The sequence below is a fragment of the Rhizobium laguerreae genome (genome assembly GCF_019778565.1).
GTDB lineage: Bacteria > Pseudomonadota > Alphaproteobacteria > Rhizobiales > Rhizobiaceae > Rhizobium > Rhizobium laguerreae.
In genome coordinates, this window is the sequence record NZ_JAAXQT010000004.1 from 130738 (window position 1) to 155229 (window position 24492).

A 24492-nucleotide genomic window follows, 5' to 3' on the forward strand; every position below is an offset into this window, starting at 1 on the left:
TATCGTGAATTTTGCGAGCTATAACATACAGTACGGCTTCGGTCTCGACGGCAAATACGATCTGGCGCGCATTGCCCGGAGTCTCGAGGGGGCTGACGTCATCGCGCTGCAGGAGGTGACCCGCGGCTTCTCCCGCAACGGTTTCGCCGACATGGTGGCCGATATTGCAGCCCTTTTTCCCGACTATTTCTGGGTGTATGGGCCAGCCTGCGACATGCATGTCGAAGCTGATGAAAGTGGGCTCCAGCCGGTGCGCGGCACGCGATTCCAGTTCGGCAACATGGTACTGTCGCGCTGGCCGATCCTCGCGACCCGGACGCTGCTCCTGCCGCGCAGCCGCACGATCGGCAAGATCAACCTGCAGCGCGGCGCAACCGAGGCGGTGATCGCAGCACCCGCCGGCGCGATCCGCGTCTACTGCGTCCATCTCGACCATGTCTCGGCCGACGAGCGCATCCGACAGCTGCAATTTCTGAATGCCCATATCAATGCCTTCGTCCAGGAGGGTGGAACGCTGACCGGGGCTGGCGAATTCGACCTGCCGGAGCCGCCGCTGCCGGAGGATTATGTCATCATGGGCGATTTCAACATGGAGCCGGAATCGCCGGAATATTGCGCGCTTGCTGGGGCTGGCGGCGGGTATTACGGCCGCGTGGCGAGGATCGGCACGCCGGTCGACGCCTTTGCGGCGCTGAAGGCCTACTCTCCGGAGAGCTACAGCTGGATGGATCCCGAAGATCGCGGCAAACGCATGCATCTCGATTATTGCTTCGTCAGTTGCGGCCTGCAGAGCCGGTTGAAATCCGCCCGGATCGATACGCTGTCCGTCGGTTCCGATCATTTCCCCGTATGGGTCGAGATCGGCAATTGAAGGAGACGCCGCCGGTGCGGCGGCGTCTCCTTTCTAGTCCTGGAGCATGATGTTTTCCGAAAACCGCATACACTTTTCGGCATCATGCTCTATCAGGCGACCTTCCGCGGCTGCAGCGTGCCCGGCTGCAGCACGGTTTCGATGTGCGACACCATGGTGTTGCGGGCGAAACAATAGATTTCGCCGCAACCCGTCATGCGGAAACCGAGCTTCTCCTGCAGTCGCAGCGAAGCCGGGTTGTCGGCGAAGACGCCGGAATGAACAGGCGTCTCCGGCATGCGGCGTGAGAAGCGCTCGATGATCGCCGTCACCGCCTCGCTCATATAGCCGCGCCGCCAGTAATAGCGGTTCAGCCAGTAGCCGAGGTGCCAGCGGCCGTGGCGCAACTCGATCGAGACGTTACCGATATGGACATCGTCCTTGCCGGTAATCGCCAGCGGCCAGCCGGGCAGGGTGCCTGATGTGACCGGGATCAGCCAGTCCAGCGCATCCTGCCGGTCGAACGGCGCGGGTACGCGGGACAGCATGCGCGTGACCGCGAAATCGGAGAGCGATTCGGCGATATCAGGCGCATCGCTCAGCCTGTGGGGGCGGAGCGTCAGCCGGGCGGTCGAGATAACAGGCGCGGGACCGGGCATCATCGGCTTGACCTCCGGCCTTTGCAGTGCCGTCGTGCTCATGCGATGTTCCCCCAGCTTCGGAGGGACATCCAGGTCTTGCGGTCGAGCCTGTACCATTCGACCGGCACGTTGCTGCCGAGCGCCAGCGAGGCGGCAAGCCCCGAACCCTGGAACTGAAAGCCGCACTTCTGGATGACGCGGCGCGAGGCGACGTTCATGACCCGGCAACGGGCGTCGATCTGATCGACGTCCTGACGGGTTCTGAACACCATATCGACCAGGGCATGGCAGGCCTCGGTCGCATAACTCTTGTTCCAATAGGGCTCGCCCAGCCAGTAGCCGATCTCGACGGTCCTGCCGTCAGTCTGCGGCTCGACACCGCAGCAGCCGATAAAGGCGCCGTTTTCGGCCTTGGTGATCGCATAGACGCACTTGCCAATCTCGCCATTTTTCGTGCGACGCACGAAGTCGGCAGCATCATCGGCGGTATAAGGGTGCGGCATACGCGATACCATGGTGGCGACTTTGGCGTTGTTGGCGAGATGGGCAAGGGCGTCGATGTCTTCTTCGTGGGGCGCGCGCATGACGAGCCTTTCCGATAACAAGACAGGGCAATCGGTCCTTAACCGTTCCGGCCTCAGCCGCTCCGTGGAAGACCGCTGGTCTTCCCGGGGAGACCGTGATTGGTCTACCCTTAACAATTCGCCTTGCATGGTTCAGTCCTCCTTGAGGGGTAAAGAAAAAGGGGAGATGGCGCCCCATCTCCCCTGTTTTCTAGACTGAACCTGATGCGGCCAGCCGGGTCGATGAGACGCCGGCTGTTTTTGAGCGCTACCGGCTTATTCCGCTGCTTCCGCTTTCGGCATGACAGACACGTAGACGCGACCGTTGGCCTTGGTTCGGTAGTTCACATTGCCGGCGGTAAGCGCAAAAATCGTGTGATCCTTGCCGAGGCCGACGTTGGAACCCGGATGCCACTCAGTGCCGCGCTGACGCACGATGATGTTGCCTGCGATGACGGCTTCGCCGCCGAACTTCTTCACGCCAAGGCGCTTGGACTGAGAATCGCGACCGTTGCGCGATGAACCGCCAGCTTTTTTGTGTGCCATTGGAGTTCTCCTTTAAACCTTGTCCCGTTGATCTTACTTGGCAGCCACGATGTCCGTGATACGGACGACCGTGTGATGCTGACGATGGCCGCGCGAACGCTTCGAATTCTGACGGCGGCGCTTCTTGAAGGCGATGACCTTCTTGCCGCGGTTCTGTTCGACGACTTCTGCCTTGACAGAGGCGCCGGTAACGAAGGGCGCACCGATCGCAGCGTCGGCGCCTTCGCCGATCACGAGCACTTCGGTGAATTCAATGGAGTCGCCAGCGGTGGCTTCCAGCTTTTCGATGGTCAGCACGTCGTTGGCTGCCACACGGTACTGTTTACCGCCGGTCTTGATGACTGCGAACATTTTTTATCCTTTCATGTTCGTTCCAGCTCTCCTCGCCGATTGAGCAAGGTGGCCGTCTTTTTATCAGTCGAAGTTAAGCAGGGATTTCAGAGGTCTAATCCTCGAACTCTTCCTGCCGGTGAAGCCCCGCGCAAGCGCAGGACAAGCTAGGCGCGGATTTCTCCAAACCTATTGCGCAGCCGAGATAGCCGAGTGGCAAAAAAGTGTCAAGGCAAAAGGATGGAATGGTTCGACTTTTCGGCTTGCCAGCCTGTCATTTGCCCGTTATGAGAACGCCCGCGCCGAACAAGCGCCGACCAGACCGCGGAGAGGTGGCAGAGTGGTCGAATGCACCGCACTCGAAATGCGGCATACCTGCAAGGGTATCGTGGGTTCAAATCCCACCCTCTCCGCCATAGGTTTTCGACCGTAAGGGTATCCGCGTCCTCCTGCTATCTTTCGGCGAAGCGGACGTCGAGATCGGCCGTCTCCTTGACGACTTGCGCTGGCACGCCGCGCGGGCTCAAGCCGCGGTCTTCAGAGCCATATGCTGCAGCCCGGCGCTTGAGGAGCAGTGCGCAACCGATTGCGGCCGGCGCGGAAACGGCCGTGCACCACGTCGCGAAAGTCGTCGCAGACGCGTAGCGCACCCAAGACATAGGTGACGAAAAACGCGATCGTCTCCACCGCGAAAGTGCCGGGCGTGATGCGGTTGAAGGCCCATGACCCCAGGCTGTCGCGTTCTCATGGAGGGGTGATCCTGTAGACCAGCAAATTATCCGAATCCGCAAGTTTGGTTGCGGTCCTGTCCAAATAGTCGATAACCCCCTCATGATGCTCGACGAACAGCCGGCCCTCCTTGTCGGTGGCGTTCTTGGCCACGCCGAACAGATCCGCGCCCTGCGCGCGCAGTTCCTCGAGCTGTGCGATCGCGGTGGCGTCATCCGCGACGAATTTCGACCATTCGGCATCGCCTCCGCCAGGCGGGAACACCCAGCCACGCGCCCTGCTGTAGTAGACTGCGATGGGATCGCCGACCTCGGGGGCGATGGCGACGACGAGGTCGCCCGGTTGCGCCAACCGCGCCAGTTCCTCGCCAAGCAGCTTGCCGTTCATGGCGATTGGCTTCTTCATCGTCCTGACGAGGGGCAAGGTCGACCAGGCAAGCGCGATGGCCACGATGAAGATCGAGCGAAGCACCACCGCCGGCGTCAGAACGGTTCTCGACCCAAGCGTTGCCAGAAGAAGCGCGCCGTGGCCGCAGAACATCGCGATCGGCACATGGAAGATATGGAAGTTCCACACATTGCTGGTGATCTCGCCTGCCGCCGCCAGATAGAGGATGATGGCCGCAGTCAGCCACACATAGGGAATGGCCGAAAGGCTGCGTTGCTTCGGGTCTTCGGCGCGGCTGAGCGGTATCCACAAGCCGACGGCCAGCAGCACTAGGAACGGATAGCCGTAGAACCACAAGACCGAGGTGTTCCACAAGGATTTGAAGTAGAATCTGTCCCTGACATAAGTCCAGAAGCCGTCATCCCAGATATAGCCGCCGGTGCCGGCGACATGAAACGGCGGATAGCTGCGGCCGAGATAAATCGCCCAGATGTAATAAGCGCCGATGACGGCCAGGCTCGAAAGGCCCGACAGGAAAACCCAGCTTGCCTGCTTTCGTTTCTTCTCCAGAATCCAGCAGACCATCAGGTAGAAGATGACGGCGCCGGCAGCGATGCCTGGTAGCTTTGACAGCACGCCGAGCGAGAAGCTGAGCGTGGCGAGCGGCAAGAGCCAGCGGCTGCCGCCGGCCCAGTATTTGACGAACAGCCAGACACCAAGAGTGACCAAGGCCAGCATCGCGGGATCGGGAAGAAACGAGCTGTCGATCATGATCGCCGCCGGCATCAGCGCGTAGGCCAGCGCCGCCGCGTGAGCGTGCATCTCGTCCCAGCATAGCGCCGTCAGCCTGTGCAGCGAAAACACCGTCACCAGGCCGAAGAAGGCCGCAACCGCGCGGCCGAACCAATCGTGCCAGCCGAAGAGTTGGTAGAGCAGGGCCGTGAGATAGCTGACGATCTGGAACTCACGGCCCTGATAGCTTGGCCCGGGCCCGGTCCAGCTGACCTCCGGAAAGAAGATGTTCCAGCTGCGCTGCTGGAAATTGTCGGCCATCATTGCGGTGCTTATCTCGCGCCAGCTGAAGCCGTCGACCAGCGGCAAGGTGATCTTGTGGAACCTGAAGACGATCGCAATAAACAGGATCCCCAGCAAGATCGCCGTGTCGAGGCTCAGATAGTAGCGAGCAGCCATGTCCCGGCCGGTCGTCTGCTGCTGACATTGCTGACCTTCGACCCGGGTCAATTCCGGGTCGTCCGTCATTTGAAACCGTGTCCTCCCCGACCCCCGACGCGGCGTGATACGCGCCGTCATCGGATCGAGAGGAAGATGAGGCTGAGCGGGATCTCGCCGCCGGCGCGGTCGGCTGCGGAGCGGCTCGTAGGCTTCACCGAGCAGCGGCTTGGAAGGCTTGCGGGGCGGCTTTGTCATGACGGCAGTTCATCAGCAATGCCTTAAAAAGCCAATTAGCCCAGATTGATTACTGACTCCATTCCCCATGCGAACACGATAAGGACAGCGGCGAGACGGCTCACCTTGATAGTCTCTGGCACACGGCCAGCGTCAATTGCCCAGCGCCTTCTTCACCCAGGCTCCAACTTCGTCGCCGCTGCTCATGTCGGGCTGCACCAGCCCGTCGATCATGAAGGTTGGCGAGACATGGATGCCGTTCTGGCGGGCATATTTGCAGTGCCATTTGATCTCCCGATCGAGATCCGGAAGTGCGAAGGCTTCCTTCAGCTTGACGCCGCTGTAGCGTTCCAGGCGCTCGACGATCTGGTTCGGCGTCACATCCATATTCGGGCCGCCGGCATGACGCTCGAATTCGAACTCCTCGCGATGGGCGGCGATAGCGGCCATCACCTGCTTTGCAGTCTCCTTGCCGCCTTCCAATGTCGAGGCTGCGATGATGCAGCGGACGAGGACGCCCGAATACATATGCCAAGGTTGCGGCTGCAGGCGGATCTTCACGGTGATCTTGTCTTCGCCGGCCTGGCTCAGCAGTTGGTCGAACTTGTTGAACGCCCTGACCGAATAGGGGCAAGTCGGCTCCAGAAAGGCCTCGAAGATGCGGGGTCCGTTGCCCCAATTCAGTGGATCGGCGTGCCAGGCGGTGGTGGTCATGGAATTCCTCCGAAGGTGAGATGTCTGAAGCGATTTAGGTCACGAGGCTCCAGAAGCCATGCTTATTGCCGTGCCGGCGCTTAAGTTCCGCGACATAGATGTCATGGGATCTCGTGTTGCCGAAGTCATCGATGTGAGGTGCAAGCGATGCGCAGTCCGCAAGATGTCTCGCCGCATGCTTATAGCGGCTGGACCGGCCGCTATCGAGCGCGAAGTCGATCATGGAGCGTAAGGCGATGGTTGCCGCGAGCGGATGTTTCTCCGCCAGAGCTTCGACCGCCAGCGGCATCAGCTCATAGAGATTGCCGTCCAGTTCCGCCTTCCGCCTCATCACGAGTTTTGCTGCCTCTGCCGGTGCCGGCCAATTCAGAAAAAATGTAAGCGCCTGGTGGACGTCCGGGAAAGCCTGGGCATGGGCGAATGCCTTCTCCTCCGCCTCCAGATCGTCGAAATCCGGCAGTCGCTTGAGGAAGGCGCGGAGATGCTGGTCGTGCAGCGACTGCTCGAAACACGTCCATCTATAGGTTTGAGCCTCCTCCTGCTGCCCCAAGGCCTCCAGCGTCTCGACGCGCGCGAGCTGCCATTCGAATGGCATGTCAGCCCGGCCTGTCGCATCGACCTCATTCAGCACCTCAAGTGCTTCCTTCGCCCGGCCGGCCGAGACCAGACGATTGGCGATGTCGGCCGCCGTTATCGGCATCCTGCGCGTTTTCTCAGGGTGCTGGGCGATGTAGGCATCAACATCGCCCTGGGCGTCGGCAATTTCCTGCAAGGCTATGCGCACCGTCAGATCCCGGTGCGTGCCGAAGATCTCATCTTCGTAAAGGGGGCTTGCGCTGCCCCAGCCGATGACCTTGCGCTCATCCCTGGCCGGCTTGTCTTTCGGTTCCTTGGACCATTGGACGAAGAGCGTTTTCAGGCAATCGAGACCATCCTTGCCGAGGGCTGGCGCCATCGCCGCAATGAGGCTCTCGTACTGGCCGTAACCATCGTCCTGCACGGCTTTGAACACCTTCTCGGCCAGAACATTGGAGTCGATCTTGGCGGACGCGGCGATTGCGGCAGCATCCTCGCAAGCCTGATGAAAACTTTGGATGACAGAACTGCTGCTGTCGCTGGATCTTTCAAAGATCGGATTCGCCAATGCGAGGAACTGCCATATCAGTTCGAAAGCCTCCTGGGGATCATCGGCGGCAACCGTTTCTGCGATCGTCTTGCGCTGGGTTTCCAGGTCGTTCTTCAGCGCTTTCACTTTGCGCCAGTTGATGACGGTGCGGGCGCGGGCAATGCTGGCAAGCCGCTTTCGCACCTCACGCGCCACCTCGTCGCTGCCGTGATTGCCGGCAAGCTCCATTCGAAGCCGTCGCTTGTGGGCAGCGCTGCCCATGCTGACCTCGATCAGCAGCTCGGCAAGGCGCTGCGCACCAAGGGATTCGAGATTCTTCGCATTGAGTGTCGTCTTGGCTGCCATCGGTCATCGCTGTCGTTTCTGCGGGTGACCCTACCCTGGAGGCGGTACGAGGCCAAGGTCCGGGAATGAGTGCACGGAATAATCTCTCGGCACCTCGGATTAGCTAAAAACTAACGCTGCCTCGTAACGACTCCTAAAGCCGGTTTTGGCACCTTGTTGCCTGTCGAATATTGCTTCCAAATTTCTCGCTGGGGTTGGTTATGAGTCATAATAAAGACGCCTGGGTCAGCCAGCGCGCTTATTCGCTATGGGAATCGGAAGGCAGGCCGGATGGGCGTGGGGAAAGCCATTGGGCGCAGGCGCTGAGGGAGTTCGAGCAGCTGGAGCTGACGAAGGCCTCGCCTGATGGAAACGACCTCATCGAGAAGCTCAAGGCAGCCGGGCGGCTGATGCGGATCTATGACGAAGCGGCTCCCGCCTTGGAGAACGACCGGCAGATCAAGGCCGCCCGCTAAGCCATATTATCAATCCCCGGGTTGCCGAAATATTCAGCGGCATTCCAGGCGAACGACCGGTCTTGCAGGCAGGCGTCTTGCCACTTCGGTGAAACCGGCATCCAGAAACATCGAGAGCGTTCCCGGATAAAGCTCGGCTCCGTTCGAGGCACGGGCAGCCTGGTCGACGGGGTATGCCTCGAGACGTTCGGCTCCGTTTACCGTCGCAAATTCGACGGCATATTTCAGCAACAATCGCGATAATCCCTGTCGCCGGAACGGCTTGCGGACGATGAAGCAATTGATCGACCAGGCCGGCCTGTCATCGACTGGAGCAAAGTGCTTTGAACGGCGTAGCCGGTCGAACACGACGCGCGGCGCGACACCGCACCACCCGGCCGGCTCATTTTCGCAATAGCCGAGAATGCCGGGCGGGCGCGGTTCGGTGAGGAGGCTTCGGAACCAGTTGCGATTCCCCTCGCCCCATCCTGTCTTGTAGTCGGCATTCGGAAGATACCAGTAGGCGCAGCGACAATTCCGGCCGTCGGCGCAATCGTCGAATACCGCTTCTATGTCGGCCAGGCGGTCGGCGGTGGCGGGGAAGAGAGAGAAGCGATCCTGCATCCGGGCAAATTATGGCGCGGGCGGACGATCGGCAAGCGGCCGCTCCATGCCGGCCGATCAGGCGAGGCTGCCCTCCAGCCTGAAATGCGCCTTCTTTAGCCGCCGACATCGCCCGGATATCGTTGCCGATCCTCATCCGCGGGCGATCGTTCTGGCGCTACTGGCGTGCGGCCCAGCTGAGGCCACGTCGCAGGATGAGGGGCATATAGGGATGGTCGAACTCGGCCGCCACATGGCCGAGGGCGGAATAGAAGATGCGGCCGGCGCCGAAATGGCGCTTGAAGACGACGGGCATCACCACATTGCGGGCCGCCGGATCGTAGGCGCCGGTGAAGGTGGTGGTCGCAAGGATTTCGACGGTCGGATCGTAATGGAGATAATATTGCTCCGAACGATAGTCGAAATCGGGAATGCCCTCCATGACCGGATCGTCCTGGCGGGTGACGGCAACGCGGAAGTCGATGATGTTGCCGGGATGGGCGACCCAGGTGACGCCGGCGGCATAGCGGAAAGGCGCGCTTTCCTTGAAGGACGTAGCGAGCGCGCCGTGGTGACCGGCAAGCCCGAGCCCGCCGCGCACCGCTTCGACCAATCCAGCGGCATGCTCCTTCTCAAGCTTTTCGCCGGTAATGATCGGTACCAGCAGATCGGCCTTCGCCAGCGCCGCAGACCCGAATACGCCGAGATCGCCTGTCACCTCGACGGTAAAATCGTCCTCGCGCAGCAGATCGGCGACGATATCGGCACACTGCTCCGGCTCATGGCCTTGCCAGCCGCCCCAAACGACCACTGCCTTCCTCATTTGCGCTCTCCCTGCCTGATGGCTGCAGACCGTTGATCATCACCTGCTGGTGCAAGCGCCTTAGATCGGACGGCTATGCAAATCACGCGAATAATTTGTGTTTTTTCCTGATACGGCACAATTGCGCAGGCGGCCGATCGCACTTGGTCGAGCGTGGCTTCGGTATTTGACGTATTGTCCGTTGACGCCGATCGCAGTTCCTTCTTTTTATTGACGTGTATCTCGTCTAGGTTTCTCCCATCTCTCAATGAATAATAAGGGTGGTGCATGGCAGGTGAAACGGTTCTTGTCGTCGGCGGTGCCGGCTATATCGGCTCGCATACGTGCCTCGACCTGGCGAATAAGGGCTATAGGCCTGTCGTCTTCGATAATTTTTCGAACGGCCATCGCGAGTTCGTCAGATGGGGGCCGGCCGAGGAAGGCGATATTCGCGATCGCGCCCGGCTGGATGAGGTACTGGCCAAGCACAAGCCGGCGGCGATCCTGCATTTCGCGGCGCTGATCGAGGTCGGCGAATCGGTCAAGGATCCGGTTTCCTTCTACGAGAACAATGTGATCGGCACCTTGACGCTGCTCTCAGCGGCGCAGGCGGCCGGCATCAACGCCTTCGTCTTCTCCTCCACCTGCGCGACCTACGGCCTGCCGCAGAGCGTGCCGCTCGACGAGACGCACCGGCAGGTGCCGATCAATCCTTACGGGCGGACGAAATATATCGTCGAGCAGGCGCTTGCCGATTACGACCAGTACAGGAGCCTGCGCTCGGTGGTGCTGCGTTATTTCAATGCGGCCGGCGCCGATTTCGAGGGCCGGATCGGCGAATGGCATCAGCCGGAAACCCATGCGATACCGCTGGCGATCGACGCGGCGCTCGGCCGCCGTCAGGGTTTCAAGGTGTTCGGCAGCGATTACGAGACCCGCGACGGCACCTGTGTGCGCGACTATATCCATGTGCTCGATCTTGCCGATGCGCATGTGCGCGCCGTCGAATATCTGCTGAAGGGCGGCGATTCCGTCGCGCTCAATCTCGGCACCGGCACCGGCACGACGGTCAAGGAATTGCTCGGCGCGATCGAGGACGTGTCGAACCGGCCTTTCCCGGTCGAATATATCGGCCGTCGGGAAGGCGATTCGCATACGCTGGTCGCCAATAACGACAAGGCGCGCGACGTGCTCGGCTGGGTGCCGCAGTATGATCTGTCTCAGATCATTCGCTCCGCCTGGGACTGGCATGCAAAATCCAACCAGCATTGAGCCGACCAGCATTGAGAAAGCCCGCCGGCCGAACATCCTGCTGATCACGGCGGACCAGTGGCGCGGTGATTGCCTGTCGGCCGTCGGCCATGCCTGCGTAAAGACACCTGCTGTCGATGCGCTGGCGCGCGAAGGTACCCTCTTCCGGCGGCACTATGCCGCGGCGGCACCCTGCTCGCCGGCGCGGACCACACTCTATACCGGTCTCTATCAGATGAACCACCGCGTCTGCCGCAACGGTTCGCCGCTCGATGCTCGCTTCGACAATCTGGCACTGGCCGCCCGGCGGGCGGGATACGACCCGACGCTGTTCGGCTACACGGATACGGCGCCCGATCCGCGCGGGATGGATGCTAGGGACCCGCATCTGACGACATACGAAGGCGTGCTGCCGGGTTTTACCGCCCGCCAGCTTCTGCCCGAGCATGAAGGACAATGGCTCTCCTGGCTCAGGTCCCGCGGCCATGCGGATGCCGTCAGCCGCGATATCCATATTCCGGTCGGTGCTAGAGCCGGAGACATCTCCGATGCGGCGCCGGCTTATTCGCGCGACGAGACCCAGACGGCGTTCCTGGCCGGCGAGTTCATCCGCTGGATGGGCGAACAGGACAGGCCGTGGTTTGCGCATGTATCCTTCTTACGTCCGCATCCGCCATTCTCCGTGCCGGAGCCGTTCAACCGGATGTTCAAGCCGGGCGACGGACCGGTTTTTGCCCGCGCGGCAAACTGCAAAGCCGAACAGGACAGTCATCCCTACCTCGCCTATGCCATGCCGCGCTCCGACAAGGGCGACTTCATCCACGGTGCAGCGGGGCCGCTCAGCGGCTGGAACGATGAGGATTTCGCCGCGATCCGGGCGATCTATTACGGCATGATATCGGAGGTCGATGCGCAGCTCTGCCGCATCTGGCAGGCCGTCAAGGATGCGGGCGCCTGGCACGATACGCTGGTTGTCTTCACGTCCGACCACGCCGAAATGGCGGGCGATCACTGGACGCTCGGCAAGGGCGGCTTCTTCGATGGCAGCTATCATATTCCGCTTGTCATACGCGATCCCGCAAGCAGTGCTGCGGGTGGGGTCGTCGACAAATTCACCAGCGCTGCCGATATTTTTCCGACACTTTGCCAAAGGCTCGGCATCGACGCGAAGAACGGGCTCGATGGCCGGTCGCTCATGCCGTTTGTCAGGGGTGGGAGCGGACAGGGCTGGCGGGATGCGGCATTCTGGGAATTCGATTTCCGCGACATTGCGCATGGCGAGGCCGAGCGGCATTTCCGGCTGCGGTCCAACGAATGTAATCTCGCGGTGATCCGCGACGCGCGGTTCAAATATGTGCATTTTGCCGCATTGCCGCCGCTGCTTTTCAATCTTGCCGACGATCCGATGGAGCTCGACAATGTCGCGGCGGATCCGGCCTATGCGGCGATACGGCTCGACTATGCCGAGAAGCTGCTGTCGCTCCGAGCGCGCCATCTCGATCAAACGCTCGCCTATACCGAACTGACGGAAAGAGGGCCGGTGACGCACCGGCCCTGATATTCACTCAATCACTCAACCGAGATAATCGCGCTTGCCGATCGGAGCACCCTGGCTACGCAGGATGGCGTGGGCCGTCGCGACGTGGAAATAGAAGTTCGGCAGGGCGAAGGTGGCGATATAGTCGTCACCCGGCAGCACGATGCCACTCTTTCCCGGCAGGGTGATCTCACGGCTTTCCGTGCCTTCCAAGGCTTCCGCCGAGAAACCGGCGAGATAGGCGTCGGTCTTTGCCAGGCGCTCGCGCAGGTCGTCGAACGTCGTTTCGTTGTCTTCGAATTTCGGGGCGTCGGTCGCCGTCAGGCGAGCGAGCGCAAACTTGGCGGTGTCGCTGGCGCGCTGATATTGGCCGGAGAGCGGCAGCATGTCGGGCGCCAGGCGAGCGGCGACCAATATGGCAGGATCGATATTCTTTTCCTTCGCATAGGCTTCGGCCTTGTCGAGGTAGGTTTTCAGGCTGGCGAGGCCGCGCTGGAACATCGGAACGGTGAGGCGATACATCGAAATGGACATGTGTCCTGTCTCCAAAATCTTCAAATGATTGGGTCGCGGCGAGAGGTCGAAGGCGTCTGCGGCCGTGAGCCCGTCTTCGACCCTCCCATAGATGGATGTTCCTTTCGTCTTTCACAACAGAGGGAATGCGGGCGTCGGTCGTGAAGCCCGCATGGGATTGCGCTCTCATCCATATCTCGTCGCCGCTAAAGATACTTGACGCCGTTCGCAGAAAATGGAATGAATATTCCGCAGAACAGATTGAACGGTTTGTTTGTTCCGTTTTGCGGGGCGCCGCGGGAGAGGCGGCGCAGGGAATTGCGGCTTCAGAGCAAATGCCTGGAGCTCCGGCGTGAGGAGGGTGCAGCCGGGCACCGCTTTGTGGAGGAAGTGAAAATGAAAAAGTTTATCCTGGGCACTGCGATGGCGCTCGTCCTGTCGACGGCCGCTCACGCAGAAACGGTCGGCGTCTCGATGGCGAAATTCGACGACAATTTCCTGACCGTTCTGCGCAATGGTATGACCGATTATGCAAAGACACTGAGCGGTGTGACGTTGCAGATCGAAGACGCGCAGAACGACGTTTCCAAGCAGCAGAGCCAGATCCAGAATTTCATCGCCTCCAAGGTCGATGCAATCATCGTCAACCCTGTCGATACCGATGCGACCACGGCGATGTCGAAGCTCGCGGCCGATGCCGGCATTCCGCTGGTTTACGTCAACCGTCAGCCGGTCAACGTCGACACGCTGCCGGACAAGCAGGCCTTCGTCGCTTCCAACGAGCTGGAATCCGGCACGCTGGAAACCAAGGAAATCTGCCGCATTCTCGGCGGCAAGGGCAAAGCTGTCGTCATCATGGGCGAGCTTTCCAACCAGGCTGCGCGCATGCGGACCCAGGACGTCCATGACGTCATCAAGACCGATGAGTGCAAAGGCATCGAGATCGTCGAAGAGCAGACGGCCAACTGGGATCGTACCCAGGGCGCCGACCTGATGACCAACTGGCTCTCCAGCGGCATCGAATTTGATGCCGTGATCTCCAACAATGACGAAATGGCGATCGGCGCCATCCAGGCGCTGAAGGCGGCCGGCAAGGATATGAGCAAGGTCGTTGTCGGCGGTGTTGACGCCACGCAGGACGCGCTTGCCGCCATGCAGGCGGGCGATCTTGACGTTACCGTGTTCCAGGATGCCGCCGGCCAGGGCAAGGGCTCGCTCGATGCAGCGCTCAAGCTCGCCAAGGGCGAAAAGATCGAAAAGAAGGTCTACATTCCCTTCCAGCTCGTGACGCCTGCCAACGTCAAGGACTTCGTCGCCAAGAACTGAGACGAGTGCCAAGCAGGATGCGGGCTTTGCCCGCATCCTTTTCGCCTACCTGTATCCGGAGGAGATGATATGGCCGTCAGCCCGACAACCATGGCCGCCGTGCGTGCAAGCGGCGCCGTCCCGAATGCGGAATATCTCTTGAGCGCCGAGGGTGTCCGCAAGGAATTTCCTGGTGTCGTCGCACTCGACGACGTGCAGTTCCGGCTGAAGCGCGCTTCCGTGCATGCGTTGATGGGCGAAAACGGCGCCGGCAAATCGACCTTGATGAAGATCCTCGCCGGCATCTACACGCCCGACAAGGGCGATATTCGCCTGAAGGGGATCGAGATCCGGCTGAAATCTCCGCTCGACGCGCTGGAGAACGGCATTGCCATGATCCACCAGGAACTGAACCTGATGCCGTTCATGACGGTCGCGGAAAATATCTGGATCCGCCGCGAACCGAAGAACCGCCTCGGCTTTATCGATCATGGCCTCATGCATCGCATGACCGAGGAGCTGTTTGCCCGGCTCAATATATCAATCGATCCCGATATCGAAGTCCGGTTCCTGTCGGTCGCCAACCGGCAGATGGTCGAGATCGCCAAGGCGGTTTCCTATAATTCCGACGTGCTGATCATGGACGAGCCGACTTCGGCGCTGACGGAGCGCGAGGTCGAGCATCTTTTCAGTATTATCCGCGACCTCAGGGCCCAAGGCATCGGCATCGTCTACATCACCCACAAGATGAACGAGCTTTTCGAGATCGCCGACGAGTTCTCCGTCTTCCGCGACGGCCGATATATCGGTACGCATGCCTCGACCGACGTCACCCGCGACGACATCATCCGCATGATGGTCGGGCGCGAGATCACCCAGATGTTTCCCAAGGAAGAGGTGCCGATCGGCGAAGTCGTGCTCTCCGTCAAGGATCTTTGTCTCAAGGGCGTTTTCAACAACGTCTCTTTCGAGGTCAGAGCCGGCGAAATCCTCGGCGTGGCCGGCCTCGTCGGCTCCGGCCGGTCTAATGTTGCCGAAACGCTGTTTGGCGTGACGCCGGCAAGCTCCGGCTCGGTCGAGCTCTACGGCAAGCCGGTGACCATTTCTTCGCCGACCGAGGCCATCCGCAATCGGATGGCGTTCCTGACCGAAGACCGGAAAGATACCGGCTGTCTGCTGATCCTCGATATTCTCGAGAACATGCAGATTGCCGTTCTGCAGGACAGATACGTCAAGGGCGGCTTCGTGCAGCAAGGCGCGATCGAGACAACCTGCGAAGACATGGCAAAAAAGCTGCGCGTGAAAACGCCCAATCTTTACGAGCGGGTGGAAAATCTTTCGGGCGGCAATCAGCAGAAGGTGCTGATCGGGCGCTGGCTGCTCACGGATCCGCGCATCCTCATCCTCGACGAGCCGACGCGCGGCATCGATGTCGGCGCCAAGGCGGAAATCCACCGGCTGGTCACGGAGATGGCGCGAAATGGCGTGGCGGTGGTGATGATCTCGTCCGAGATGCCCGAGGTTCTCGGCATGAGCGACCGCATCATGGTCATGCACGAGGGACGTGTGACCGGTTTCCTCAATCGCGACGAAGCAACGCAGATAAAGGTGATGGAACTGGCTGCGCAGTGATGCGCCGCCGGCGATTTCCCAAGGGAGGTTTGACATGACTACCAAGGCAGCAGAGGGCGCGGCTCCGCTCGCAACCCGGCAAAGGCGGCGGCGCATACCGACCGAACTCAGCATTTTTCTCGTGCTCGTCGGCATTGCGCTCATCTACGAAGTGCTCGGCTGGATATTCATCGGCCAAAGCTTTCTGATGAATTCGCAGCGTCTGACGATCATGATCCTGCAGGTCTCCGTCATCGGCATCATCGCCGTCGGCGTCACCCAGGTCATCATCACCGGCGGCATCGATCTTTCGTCGGGTTCGGTCGTCGGCATGACGGCGATGATCGCAACCAGCTTCGCCCAGTCCTCGACCTGGGGGCGAGCCGTTTTTCCATCGCTGACCGACCTGCCGGCTGTCGTGCCCATTGTCGTTGGGCTGCTGATCGGAGCGGCCGCCGGTCTCGCGAACGGCGCGCTTATCGCCTACACCAAGATCCCGCCCTTCATTGCAACGCTTGGCATGTTCGTTTCGGCGAGAGGTGTCGCGAAGTGGTATACGAAGGGACAGCCGGTTTCCGGGGTCACCGAGCAGTTTCATTTCATCGGAACGAAAGCCTGGCCGGTTGTCGTCTTCCTGGTCGTTGCACTGATCTTTCACATTGCGCTGCGCTATACGCGTTATGGAAAGTTCACCTATGCCATCGGCGCAAACCCGCAGGCTGCGCGCGTTTCCGGCATTAACATCGAGGCGCATCTCGTCAAGGTGTATGTGATTGCCGGATTGCTTGCAGGTCTTGCCGGTATCGTCACGGCGGCGCGTGCGGAAACCGCACAGGCCAGCATGGGTGTCGGATATGAACTCGACGCAATTGCCGCGACTGTCATCGGCGGCACCTCGCTCACCGGCGGCGTCGGACGCATCACCGGCACTGTCATCGGCACCATCATCCTCGGCGTCATGACCTCAGGCTTCACCTTCCTCAGGATCGATGCCTACTACCAGGAGATCGTCAAGGGCCTCATCATCGTCGCGGCTGTCGTCATCGACGTCTACAGACAGAAGAAACGCCGCAAGCACTGATCTCTGGCCTGCGATGATTTTTTACGGGAGCTTCGGCTCCCGTTTCATTTTCTAAAAAAAGAGGTGGCGAATTCCGTCAGCTTTTCTATTCTGGCCACTTCATTCGCCCTCTACAGCGCCGCGCGTCTGAAAAGACGTGCGGCGCTGTAGCACTTTGAATGCTGCATATTTTTGTTCTTAAATCGATTCCGATTTAAGGAATTATGCAGTAGGGCAGCGCAGGAAGACAGATGCAATTCGTATTTGACGGTCACAACGACGTTCTCCTTCGACTCTGGACACATTCAAAAGACGGCAGCGACCCGATCTCGGAATTCGCAGACGGCACGACGGTCGGCCATATTGATGCGCATCGGGCTAGAGAGGGCGGTCTTTCAGGCGGTCTCTGCGCCATCTATATTCCTTCGGGCGATCTCGTCTTCGCCGATCCGGATGCCGACGGCCGCTATGTGACGCCGATGGCGGCCCCTCTCGATCCGCTGCCTTCGCTTGCCATTGCCAATGAAATGGCGGCGATCGCGCTGCGGCTCGATCAGGCCGGCGCCTGGCGGCTCTGCCGGACGGTGAAGGATATCCGCAGCGCCATGGCGGACGACATTTTCGCCGCCGTCATGCATATGGAGGGCTGCGAGGCGATCGGCGCCGATCTCTCGGCGCTCGAGGTGTTCTATGCGGCAGGGCTGCGGTCGCTCGGTCCGGTCTGGAGCCGGCACAATGTCTTCGGTCACGGCGTGCCCTTCGCCTTCCCGATGTCGCCGGACACGGCGCCGGGCCTGACCGATGCCGGCTTCGCGCTGGTCAGGGAATGCAATCGTCTCGGTATCCTGATCGACCTTGCCCACATCACCGAGAAGGGTTTCTGGGACGTGGCGAAGAAGACGGACCAGCCGCTGGTCGCCAGCCACTCCAATGCCCATGCCCTGACGCCGGTCGCGCGCAACCTGACGGACAAGCAGCTCGATGCGATCCGCGAAAGCCGCGGGCTCGTCGGCATCAATTATGCCACCGCCATGCTGCGTGCCGACGGCCGCTCGGACAGCGACACGCCGCTTGCTGACATGATCCGCCACATCGACTATCTTGTGAATCGCATCGGCATCGACTGCGTGGCGCTCGGATCGGACTTCGACGGGGCCACCATTCCCGAGGAAATCGGCGATGCAGCCGGTAATCAGAAGCTGATTGCCGCCCTCAGAGAGGTTGGCTATGCTGATGCCGACCTGGCAAAACTTGCCCGTGAAAACTGGCTTCGCATTCTGGCTCAGGCTTGGCGGGAGGACCACGCCTAAGCCTTTCATATCCAATCAAAAAACAGGGGAACAGACCATGATGATAACCAAACTCAGCCGCAATTTTCGCCTGCTTTCGGCGGGAGCCGCTCTTTCGCTCCTAATGATGGCCGCACCCTCGGCCTTTGCCGAGACGCCGAAGGATACGCTGGTCGAAGGCTTCGCCATCGACGATATCATCACGATGGATCCGGGCGAGGCTTTCGAGCTTTCGACCGCCGAAATCACCACCAACAGCTACAGCCTGCTCGTCCGTCTCGACATGGACGACACGTCCAAGGTGAAGGGCGATCTGGCCGAGAGCTGGAGCGTTTCCGATGACGGCCTTACCTATACGTTCAAGCTGAAGTCAGGCTTGAAATTCGCCTCCGGCAACCCGATCACCGCCGAAGACGTCGCCTGGTCGTTCGAGCGCGCCGTCAAGCTCGACAAGAGCCCGGCCTTCATCCTCACCCAGTTCGGCCTGACCGGCGAGAACGTCACGGAAAAGGCCAAGGCGGCCGATGCCGGCACCTTCGTCTTCACGGTCGACAAGGCCTATGCGCCGAGCTTTGTGCTCAATTGCCTGACGGCAACTGTCGCTTCCGTCGTCGACAAGAAGCTGGTGCTGGAGCATGTGAAGGCGGTGACGCCCGATGCCGAGCACAAATACGACAACGACTTCGGCAATGAATGGCTGAAGACCGGCTATGCCGGCTCCGGCGCCTATAAGATGCGCGAATGGCGCGCCAACGAAGTCGTCGTGCTGGAGCGTAACGACAATTATTATGGCGACAAGGCAAAGCTCAACCGCGTCATCTACCGCTACATGAAGGAAAGCGCTGCCCAGCGCCTGGCGCTCGAAGCCGGCGATATCGATATCGCCCGCAATCTCGAGCCGGGCGACATCGACGCCGTTTCGAAGAATCCCGATCTCGCGACAACGAGTGCGCCGAAGGGCACGATCTATTATGTCAGCCTGAACAACAAAAACGAGAACCTGAAGAAGGCGGAAGTCCAGGAAGCCTTCAAATATCTGGTCGATTACGATGCGATCGGCGCAACGCTGATCAAGGGGATCGGCGAGATCCACCAGACCTTCCTGCCGAAGGGCCAGCTCGGCGCGCTCGATGAGAATCCCTACAAGCTCGATGTCGCCAAGGCCAAGGAACTGCTGGCCAAGGCCGGCGTACCCGACGGTTTCTCGATCACGATGGACGTGCGCAACAGTCAGCCGGTAACCGGTATCGCCGAATCCATGCAGCAGACGCTGGCGCAGGCCGGCGTGAAGATGGAAATCATCCCCGGCGACGGCAAGCAGACGCTGACCAAATACCGCGCCCGTACCCATGACATGTATATCGGCCAGTGGGGCTCGGACTATTTCGATCCGCATTCCAATGCCGATACCTTTACCGGCAATCCCGACAATTCCGATGCGGGCACGGTGAAGACGCTCGCATGGCGCAACACCTGGGAAGCGCCGGAGCTCGACAAGCAAGCAAAGGCAGCCCTTCTGGAGCGCGACGCCGCCAAGCGCGCCGCCATATATCAGGACATCCAGAAGAAGTATCTGGCAAACAGCCCGTTCATCTTCATCTTCCAGCAGACCGAGGTGGCCGGCTACCGCAAGAACCTGAAGGACTTCAAGCTGGGTCCGAGCTTCGACACCAATTTCGTCGGTCCGATCGCCAAGGAATAGTCCGGCAGGATTGGTCGCTTGAGCACCGTCGAAACAACGCAGGAGGCGCGGCCCCGAAAGGGCCGTGCTAGGGCCTTTGCAAAGGCGCTAGGGCGGTTTCTGTTTGCCGCCGTCACCACCTATCTCGGCCTTCTGGCCGTCACATTCTTCATCGGCCGCGTCGTGCCGATCGATCCCGTGCTCGCCATTCTCGGCGACCGCGCGCCCAACCACGTCGTCGAGCGGGTGCGACAGGAGATGGGCTTCAACCTGCCGCTCTATCAGCAATTTTTCCTTTATATCAAAGGTATACTGTCCGGCGATTTCGGCAATTCGGTGTTGACGACCAATCCTGTCATGGTCGATATCCGCCGTGTCCTGCCTGCGACCATCGAGCTCGCAACGTTCGGAACGCTCATCGGCGCCTTCGTCGGCGTACCGCTCGGCGTTCTCGCCGCGGTGCGCCGCGGCAGCATCGCCGACCAGGTGGTGCGCGTCGTCGGCCTCGTCGGTTATTCGGTGCCGATCTTCTGGCTGGCGCTGATCTCGCTCGTCATCTTCTACGCGCAACTGCGCTGGGTGGCCTTTCCCGGCCGCATCGACATCGTCTTCGAATATACGTTCACGCCGATCACCGGTCTCTACCTGCTCGACAGCGCCTGGCAAGGGCAATGGGACGTCTTCTACGATGTCTTCCGCCACATCATACTGCCTGCCTCGCTGCTCGGCTATTTCTCGCTCGCCTATATCAGCCGCATGACGCGCAGCTTCATGCTGAACGAGCTTTCACAAGAATATATCGTTGCCGCGCGCGCCAAAGGGCTTTCGGAAACGCGGGTGATCTGGGGCCATGCGCTGCGCAATGCCGCCGTACCGCTCGTCACCGTCATTGCGCTTTCCTATGCCGGCCTGCTCGAAGGATCGGTGCTGACCGAGACCGTCTTTTCCTGGCCGGGCATCGGGCTCTACATCACCAATTCGCTGCAGAACGCCGACATGAACGCCGTACTCGGCGGCACGATCGTCATCGGTACGGTCTTCATCGGCATCAACCTACTGTCCGATCTTCTCTACCGGACGCTCGACCCGAGGACGCGAAACCGATGACGGCCAATGCCAGCCCATCTCCTGCGATGAGCCGCCGCGAATGGCTGCTCTCCGACCGGCCGCAATCGCGCCTGCAAGCCCGCCTCGGCCGCACCTATGTCACCTGGCGGCAGTTCACGGCAAACAGGCTCGCCGTCGTCGGCCTGCTGATCATCGTGGCGCTGCTTTTCATCGCCGCCTTTGCCGATGTGCTCGCCACGCATAATCCCGTTGTCGGCGATCTGCGCAATGCTCGGCTGCTGCCGCCCGGCACGGGCGAGTTCTGGCTCGGTTCGGACGATCAGGGTCGTGATATCTATTCGCGGCTGATCTACGGATCGCGATTGACGCTGCTCGTCGTCGTGCTCGTTGCCGTCATCTCGGCGCCGGTCGGGCTGATTGTCGGTACGGTCTCCGGTTATGCCGGAGGCTGGGTGGATGCGACGCTGATGCGCATCACCGATATCTTCCTCGCCTTTCCGAAGCTGGTGCTGGCGCTCGCCTTCGTCGCAGCCCTCGGTCCCGGCATCCAGAACGCGATCATCGCCATCGCCATCACCTCCTGGCCGCCCTATGCCCGCATTGCGCGCGCCGAGACGCTGACGGTCCGGCGTTCCGACTATATTTCGGCGGTGAAGCTGATGGGCGCCTCGCCGCTTCGCATTATCGTGCGCCATGTCATGCCGCTCTGCATTTCCTCGCTGATCGTGCGCGTGACGCTCGACATGGCGGGCATCATCCTGACGGCGGCCGGTCTCGGTTTCCTCGGCCTGGGGGCGCAGCCGCCGCTGCCGGAATGGGGTGCGATGATCGCCTCGGGACGGCGCTTCATCCTCGATCAATGGTGGGTCGCGGCGATGCCCGGCATCGCCATCCTCATCGTCAGTCTCGGTTTCAATCTCCTCGGCGACGGCCTGCGCGACGCGCTCGATCCGAAGGAGAGCGGCCAATGACGACACTTCTGACGGTGGACAAGCTCAAGGTCAGCTATCCCACGCGCACCGGTGTGATCGAGGCCGTGCGCGGCGTCTCCTTCACGCTCGGCAAGGAAAGGCTCGGCATCGTCGGCGAATCCGGTTCCGGCAAGTCGCAGACCGGACGGGCAATCATGGGCCTGACGCCGAAACACGGCATCGTCACGGCCGACAGGCTTAATTTCAACGGCATCGATCTTATCAATGCGTCCGCCGGCGAAAGGCGCAGGCTGCGCGGCAAGCGCATCGCCATGATCCTGCAGGATCCGAAATATTCGCTCGATCCCGTCATGTCGATCGGACGGCAGATCTGCGAAACGCTGCGCACGCATGAGAAGGTCGGCAAGGCGGAGGCGCGCGATCGCGCACTCGCGATGCTGGAAGCGGTGCAGATCCGCGACCCGAAACGTGTCTTCGACCTGCATCCGCACGAGGTCTCGGGCGGCATGGGGCAGCGCGCGATGATCGCCATGATGCTGATTGCCGGGCCGGAACTGCTGATTGCCGACGAGCCGACCTCGGCGCTCGATGTGACGGTGCAACTCGACGTGCTGAGGATCATGGACAGACTGGTGTCCGAGCGCGGCATGGGGCTGATCTTCGTCTCCCATGATCTGAGGCTGGTCTCTTCCTTCTGCGATCGCGTCATCGTCATGTATGCCGGAAAGATCGTCGAGGAGCTGGCGGCGGCCGATCTCAAACATGCGCAGCATCCCTATACGCAGGGACTGCTGAACTGCATGCCCGAGATCGGCGCAAACCGCCACCCGCTGCCGGTGCTCGACCGCAAGCCGGAGTGGGCGGCATGAGCGCAGCTCTCGAGATCGACGATCTCACCGTCGTCTACGACCATTTTCATGCCTTGAAGAATGTCAGCATCACTGTCGAACGCGGCGAATCCTTTGGTCTCGTCGGCGAATCCGGCTCGGGAAAATCGACCTTGCTGCGGGCCGCTGCCGGACTGGCGCCGGTCAGCGGCGGCGCGATCAACATCGATGGCGAGCCGCTGAAAGGTTCGAAACGCAGCAAAGTCTTCTACCGGCGCGTGCAAATGGTCTTCCAGGACCCTTATGGTTCGCTGCATCCGCGCCAGACGATCGACCGGCTTCTGCTCGAACCGCTAGCAATCCATGGCATCGCCGACGGCGAGAAGCGTATCGCCCGCGCGCTTGACGAGGTCGGCCTCGGCAATGGTTTCCGTTTCCGCTACCCGCACCAGCTCTCCGGCGGCCAGCGCCAGCGCGTGGCGATCGCCCGGGCGCTGATCGTCGAACCGTCGATCCTGCTGCTTGACGAGCCGACATCGGCGCTCGACGCCTCGGTGCAGGCCGAGGTGCTGAACCTTTTGGAAGAGATCCGACGCGACCGCAAGCTCACCTTCGTGATGGTCAGCCATGATCTCGGCGTCGTCACCCATATGTGTGAAAGGCTCGCCGTGATGCGCAACGGCGCCGTCGTCGAGCGGCTGAGTTCGCAGGAACTGGCGAAAGGCGCGGTTCACGAGGACTATACGAGAAATTTGATGATCGCGAGCAAGGGTTTCGTCAAGGCCTGAAAGACAATCTTTTCAAACCGTTGAAAAGAAAAGACCGGTGGCGGTGTTAAGGATAATGCTTCCCTAAAAGACGACCATTCAGCTAGACTATTGACAGCTGCGTCGCTTCTGTCATGATCCCGTTAACGATTGTTAGCTTTCGTGATCGATGGAGGTTGATGCATGTTCTTTCTCGGTGGGATGACCATGGGTTACCTCGATCCTCCTGTTCGAGCCGATCGCCGGGAACAGATTTCGGCGTCCATTCCTGCGGAAAAGGACCGTCGGCTGATCGAGACTTCCTCCAACCCGTCGCAGAACGAGAATGCCGTCGAGCGCTCGTTGATCTGGGCATGGCGCACGCTCTGCTAAAAGGGCTGGTTGAATTTTCTCTTCCGCTCGCTCTGGACGGAAATTTATCTCTACCTACTTGATAGAGAAGATACGAATATAAGCGCGAGCCGCACAACCGGCCGCACGAGAACAACGGAGGCGACATATGGCAGATCTGGGTATTTCGCATGCTCACGTGAACCAGTATGGTTCCGTACCGACCAAGAAGCCGCTCACCACGCGCCATAGGCTTCAGACGATACTCCATGGAGCGATCTTCACCGCAGCATTCCTGTTCGTCGTAGCCATGGTTTGCGGCGTCGTCGGATAATCCGGCGTGATCAAGCGTCGGCCGATGCCGGCGCTGCGGCGGTTCCCGCCTTTATAGAATTTCGGAACATTTCATTTGTCTCGGCACTCTCCTGACACTCGAATGTCAAAAGGAGAGTGGTCACGAGAGGCATTTTGTTATGGTTGGTTGGCATTCCGATCCCCATCATCATTCTTCTGTACTTTTTCACGCCATCTAAAACGCACCACGGCGGCCTTGATCTCAAGCGCAAGCGGCGTGGGCCACAACCGCCCAAACCGACGCCGGACGCATGGTCAGCCGATCATCCGTCTTTCGTTTTTCTGAAAATCGAAGAGTTCTTGCATTGCCGGAACCAGGTGCCCGCATTTCGTCATTTCCACCGCCCAGACAAGCTCGCCGGGCGGCGCAGCATGCCGCTTGACTTGAATTTTCCCGAGGGTGTCCAAATTTTCGACATGGCTTTCGCAGAGAGGGTATCGATGGCCTTGATCCCGTCGGGTCAGGTCCTGAACAGGGCTTAGCCCGTAT

The 24492-nt window shown here is 60.5% G+C and carries 26 protein-coding genes and 1 tRNA gene; 17 read left to right on the forward strand and 10 right to left on the reverse strand.

The features are described 5' to 3' along the window. Positions 1-4 precede the first annotated feature (4 nt). Positions 5-871 (forward strand): endonuclease/exonuclease/phosphatase family protein, encoded by an 867-nt coding sequence (locus HFO71_RS14660; protein WP_131640874.1) that lies wholly within the window; start codon positions 5-7, stop codon positions 869-871. A gap of 92 nt (positions 872-963) precedes the next feature. On the opposite strand, the gene HFO71_RS14665 is transcribed toward HFO71_RS14660, so the two are convergent. From HFO71_RS14665 to rplU, 4 genes are all read right to left on the reverse strand, one after another. Beyond that, on the reverse strand, positions 964-1551 hold the full coding sequence (locus tag HFO71_RS14665) for a GNAT family N-acetyltransferase (RefSeq protein ID WP_131640873.1): 588 nt from the start codon (positions 1549-1551) through the stop codon (positions 964-966). Next, a complete protein-coding gene (locus HFO71_RS14670; protein ID WP_025396449.1) occupies positions 1548-2204 on the reverse strand; it encodes a GNAT family N-acetyltransferase in 657 nt (218 codons plus the stop codon). The genes HFO71_RS14665 and HFO71_RS14670 overlap by 4 nt, the downstream gene beginning before the upstream one ends. Before the next feature lie 126 nt (positions 2205-2330). After that, positions 2331-2600, reverse strand: a complete 270-nt coding sequence (rpmA, locus tag HFO71_RS14675; RefSeq protein ID WP_003543909.1) for a 50S ribosomal protein L27 — start codon at positions 2598-2600, stop codon at positions 2331-2333. 33 nt (positions 2601-2633) lie between these two features. After that, positions 2634-2951, reverse strand: a complete 318-nt coding sequence (rplU, locus tag HFO71_RS14680; RefSeq protein WP_003543907.1) for a 50S ribosomal protein L21 — start codon at positions 2949-2951, stop codon at positions 2634-2636. A 305-nt stretch (positions 2952-3256) separates the two neighbouring features. On the opposite strand from rplU, the gene HFO71_RS14685 reads away from it, so the two are divergent. Beyond that, a tRNA-Ser gene (locus HFO71_RS14685) sits at positions 3257-3346 on the forward strand. Between the two features lie 328 nt (positions 3347-3674). On the opposite strand, the gene HFO71_RS14690 is transcribed toward HFO71_RS14685, so the two are convergent. The 3 genes from HFO71_RS14690 to HFO71_RS14700 all read right to left on the reverse strand — a co-directional run bounded on the left by HFO71_RS14690 (position 3675) and on the right by HFO71_RS14700 (position 7638). Beyond that, on the reverse strand, positions 3675-5306 hold the full coding sequence (locus tag HFO71_RS14690) for an ArnT family glycosyltransferase (protein ID WP_221988198.1): 1632 nt from the start codon (positions 5304-5306) through the stop codon (positions 3675-3677). A gap of 300 nt (positions 5307-5606) precedes the next feature. Continuing rightward, a complete protein-coding gene (locus HFO71_RS14695) occupies positions 5607-6167 on the reverse strand; it encodes a DsbA family protein (protein WP_131640872.1) in 561 nt (186 codons plus the stop codon). A 34-nt stretch (positions 6168-6201) separates the two neighbouring features. Further along, positions 6202-7638: a DUF6880 family protein gene (locus tag HFO71_RS14700; RefSeq protein WP_131640871.1), complete on the reverse strand. Its 1437-nt coding sequence runs from the start codon at positions 7636-7638 to the stop codon at positions 6202-6204. 200 nt (positions 7639-7838) lie between these two features. Between HFO71_RS14700 and HFO71_RS14705 the strand changes: the two genes are divergently transcribed. After that, complete coding sequence (locus HFO71_RS14705) at positions 7839-8093, forward strand: DUF2934 domain-containing protein (protein ID WP_025396445.1); 255 nt, start codon at positions 7839-7841, stop codon at positions 8091-8093. 33 nt (positions 8094-8126) lie between these two features. Here HFO71_RS14705 and HFO71_RS14710 read toward each other — a convergent pair whose 3' ends face one another. Next, a complete protein-coding gene (locus HFO71_RS14710; protein ID WP_131640870.1) occupies positions 8127-8696 on the reverse strand; it encodes a GNAT family N-acetyltransferase in 570 nt (189 codons plus the stop codon). Between the two features lie 157 nt (positions 8697-8853). Next, the gene (locus tag HFO71_RS14715) at positions 8854-9498 is read right to left on the reverse strand and encodes a ThuA domain-containing protein (protein ID WP_025396444.1); all 645 of its coding nucleotides are present in this window, start codon (positions 9496-9498) and stop codon (positions 8854-8856) included. A 267-nt stretch (positions 9499-9765) separates the two neighbouring features. Here HFO71_RS14715 and galE point away from each other — a divergent pair, with 267 nt between their 5' ends. Both galE and HFO71_RS14725 read left to right on the forward strand, forming a co-directional pair. Next, entirely contained in the window at positions 9766-10749 is a 984-nt protein-coding gene (galE, locus tag HFO71_RS14720) for a UDP-glucose 4-epimerase GalE (protein WP_025396443.1), read from the forward strand. Next, positions 10727-12286 (forward strand): alkaline phosphatase family protein, encoded by a 1560-nt coding sequence (locus HFO71_RS14725; RefSeq protein ID WP_221988200.1) that lies wholly within the window; start codon positions 10727-10729, stop codon positions 12284-12286. Before galE ends, HFO71_RS14725 begins: the two co-directional genes overlap by 23 nt. Positions 12287-12301: 15 nt before the next feature. On the opposite strand, the gene HFO71_RS14730 is transcribed toward HFO71_RS14725, so the two are convergent. Continuing rightward, complete coding sequence (locus HFO71_RS14730; protein WP_131640868.1) at positions 12302-12799, reverse strand: DUF1993 domain-containing protein; 498 nt, start codon at positions 12797-12799, stop codon at positions 12302-12304. 375 nt (positions 12800-13174) lie between these two features. On the opposite strand from HFO71_RS14730, the gene HFO71_RS14735 reads away from it, so the two are divergent. The 12 genes from HFO71_RS14735 (at position 13175) to HFO71_RS14790 (ending at position 24485) form a co-directional block, all read left to right on the forward strand. Continuing rightward, on the forward strand, positions 13175-14104 hold the full coding sequence (locus HFO71_RS14735; protein ID WP_077977970.1) for a sugar ABC transporter substrate-binding protein: 930 nt from the start codon (positions 13175-13177) through the stop codon (positions 14102-14104). Between the two features lie 69 nt (positions 14105-14173). Next, a complete protein-coding gene (locus HFO71_RS14740; protein WP_025396439.1) occupies positions 14174-15715 on the forward strand; it encodes a sugar ABC transporter ATP-binding protein in 1542 nt (513 codons plus the stop codon). A 34-nt stretch (positions 15716-15749) separates the two neighbouring features. Then, entirely contained in the window at positions 15750-16775 is a 1026-nt protein-coding gene (locus HFO71_RS14745) for an ABC transporter permease (protein ID WP_025396438.1), read from the forward strand. Between the two features lie 230 nt (positions 16776-17005). Then, positions 17006-18064, forward strand: a complete 1059-nt coding sequence (locus tag HFO71_RS14750) for a dipeptidase (RefSeq protein ID WP_131640867.1) — start codon at positions 17006-17008, stop codon at positions 18062-18064. Between the two features lie 37 nt (positions 18065-18101). Next, positions 18102-19745 carry an ABC transporter substrate-binding protein gene (locus HFO71_RS14755; RefSeq protein ID WP_131661566.1) on the forward strand — a complete coding sequence of 548 codons (1644 nt, stop codon included), beginning with the start codon at positions 18102-18104 and terminating at the stop codon, positions 19743-19745. Positions 19746-19763: 18 nt separating this feature from the next. Beyond that, entirely contained in the window at positions 19764-20831 is a 1068-nt protein-coding gene (locus HFO71_RS14760) for an ABC transporter permease (RefSeq protein WP_131640865.1), read from the forward strand. After that, positions 20828-21763 carry an ABC transporter permease gene (locus HFO71_RS14765; RefSeq protein WP_025396434.1) on the forward strand — a complete coding sequence of 312 codons (936 nt, stop codon included), beginning with the start codon at positions 20828-20830 and terminating at the stop codon, positions 21761-21763. The genes HFO71_RS14760 and HFO71_RS14765 overlap by 4 nt, the downstream gene beginning before the upstream one ends. After that, complete coding sequence (locus tag HFO71_RS14770; protein ID WP_025396433.1) at positions 21760-22593, forward strand: ABC transporter ATP-binding protein; 834 nt, start codon at positions 21760-21762, stop codon at positions 22591-22593. Before HFO71_RS14765 ends, HFO71_RS14770 begins: the two co-directional genes overlap by 4 nt. Then, entirely contained in the window at positions 22590-23339 is a 750-nt protein-coding gene (locus tag HFO71_RS14775; RefSeq protein ID WP_221988202.1) for an ABC transporter ATP-binding protein, read from the forward strand. Before HFO71_RS14770 ends, HFO71_RS14775 begins: the two co-directional genes overlap by 4 nt. Before the next feature lie 162 nt (positions 23340-23501). Beyond that, positions 23502-23690, forward strand: coding sequence for a hypothetical protein (locus HFO71_RS14780; RefSeq protein WP_020052143.1), 189 nt, complete (start codon positions 23502-23504; stop codon positions 23688-23690). Positions 23691-23817: 127 nt separating this feature from the next. Then, positions 23818-23982, forward strand: coding sequence for a hypothetical protein (locus tag HFO71_RS14785; protein WP_164902892.1), 165 nt, complete (start codon positions 23818-23820; stop codon positions 23980-23982). Positions 23983-24116: 134 nt separating this feature from the next. Then, positions 24117-24485 carry a hypothetical protein gene (locus tag HFO71_RS14790; protein WP_132611094.1) on the forward strand — a complete coding sequence of 123 codons (369 nt, stop codon included), beginning with the start codon at positions 24117-24119 and terminating at the stop codon, positions 24483-24485. Positions 24486-24492 lie beyond the last annotated feature (7 nt).

What these genes read in the sequence shown, in the direction of transcription:
- rpmA (WP_003543909.1), bottom strand. Translation starts at nt 2,600, where the DNA reads ATGGCACACAAAAAAGCTGGCGGTTCATCGCGCAACGGTCGCGATTCT.
- HFO71_RS14715 (WP_025396444.1), bottom strand. Translation starts at nt 9,498, where the DNA reads ATGAGGAAGGCAGTGGTCGTTTGGGGCGGCTGGCAAGGCCATGAGCCG.
- HFO71_RS14670 (WP_025396449.1), bottom strand. Translation starts at nt 2,204, where the DNA reads ATGCAAGGCGAATTGTTAAGGGTAGACCAATCACGGTCTCCCCGGGAA.
- HFO71_RS14785 (WP_164902892.1), top strand. Translation starts at nt 23,818, where the DNA reads ATGGCAGATCTGGGTATTTCGCATGCTCACGTGAACCAGTATGGTTCC.
- HFO71_RS14745 (WP_025396438.1), top strand. Translation starts at nt 15,750, where the DNA reads ATGACTACCAAGGCAGCAGAGGGCGCGGCTCCGCTCGCAACCCGGCAA.
- HFO71_RS14705 (WP_025396445.1), top strand. Translation starts at nt 7,839, where the DNA reads ATGAGTCATAATAAAGACGCCTGGGTCAGCCAGCGCGCTTATTCGCTA.
- HFO71_RS14750 (WP_131640867.1), top strand. Translation starts at nt 17,006, where the DNA reads ATGCAATTCGTATTTGACGGTCACAACGACGTTCTCCTTCGACTCTGG.
- HFO71_RS14695 (WP_131640872.1), bottom strand. Translation starts at nt 6,167, where the DNA reads ATGACCACCACCGCCTGGCACGCCGATCCACTGAATTGGGGCAACGGA.
- HFO71_RS14700 (WP_131640871.1), bottom strand. Translation starts at nt 7,638, where the DNA reads ATGGCAGCCAAGACGACACTCAATGCGAAGAATCTCGAATCCCTTGGT.
- HFO71_RS14735 (WP_077977970.1), top strand. Translation starts at nt 13,175, where the DNA reads ATGAAAAAGTTTATCCTGGGCACTGCGATGGCGCTCGTCCTGTCGACG.
- galE (WP_025396443.1), top strand. Translation starts at nt 9,766, where the DNA reads ATGGCAGGTGAAACGGTTCTTGTCGTCGGCGGTGCCGGCTATATCGGC.
- HFO71_RS14710 (WP_131640870.1), bottom strand. Translation starts at nt 8,696, where the DNA reads ATGCAGGATCGCTTCTCTCTCTTCCCCGCCACCGCCGACCGCCTGGCC.
- HFO71_RS14665 (WP_131640873.1), bottom strand. Translation starts at nt 1,551, where the DNA reads ATGAGCACGACGGCACTGCAAAGGCCGGAGGTCAAGCCGATGATGCCC.
- HFO71_RS14755 (WP_131661566.1), top strand. Translation starts at nt 18,102, where the DNA reads ATGATGATAACCAAACTCAGCCGCAATTTTCGCCTGCTTTCGGCGGGA.
- HFO71_RS14740 (WP_025396439.1), top strand. Translation starts at nt 14,174, where the DNA reads ATGGCCGTCAGCCCGACAACCATGGCCGCCGTGCGTGCAAGCGGCGCC.
- HFO71_RS14730 (WP_131640868.1), bottom strand. Translation starts at nt 12,799, where the DNA reads ATGTCCATTTCGATGTATCGCCTCACCGTTCCGATGTTCCAGCGCGGC.
- rplU (WP_003543907.1), bottom strand. Translation starts at nt 2,951, where the DNA reads ATGTTCGCAGTCATCAAGACCGGCGGTAAACAGTACCGTGTGGCAGCC.
- HFO71_RS14775 (WP_221988202.1), top strand. Translation starts at nt 22,590, where the DNA reads ATGAGCGCAGCTCTCGAGATCGACGATCTCACCGTCGTCTACGACCAT.
- HFO71_RS14765 (WP_025396434.1), top strand. Translation starts at nt 20,828, where the DNA reads ATGACGGCCAATGCCAGCCCATCTCCTGCGATGAGCCGCCGCGAATGG.
- HFO71_RS14690 (WP_221988198.1), bottom strand. Translation starts at nt 5,306, where the DNA reads ATGACGGACGACCCGGAATTGACCCGGGTCGAAGGTCAGCAATGTCAG.
- HFO71_RS14780 (WP_020052143.1), top strand. Translation starts at nt 23,502, where the DNA reads ATGTTCTTTCTCGGTGGGATGACCATGGGTTACCTCGATCCTCCTGTT.
- HFO71_RS14725 (WP_221988200.1), top strand. Translation starts at nt 10,727, where the DNA reads ATGCAAAATCCAACCAGCATTGAGCCGACCAGCATTGAGAAAGCCCGC.
- HFO71_RS14770 (WP_025396433.1), top strand. Translation starts at nt 21,760, where the DNA reads ATGACGACACTTCTGACGGTGGACAAGCTCAAGGTCAGCTATCCCACG.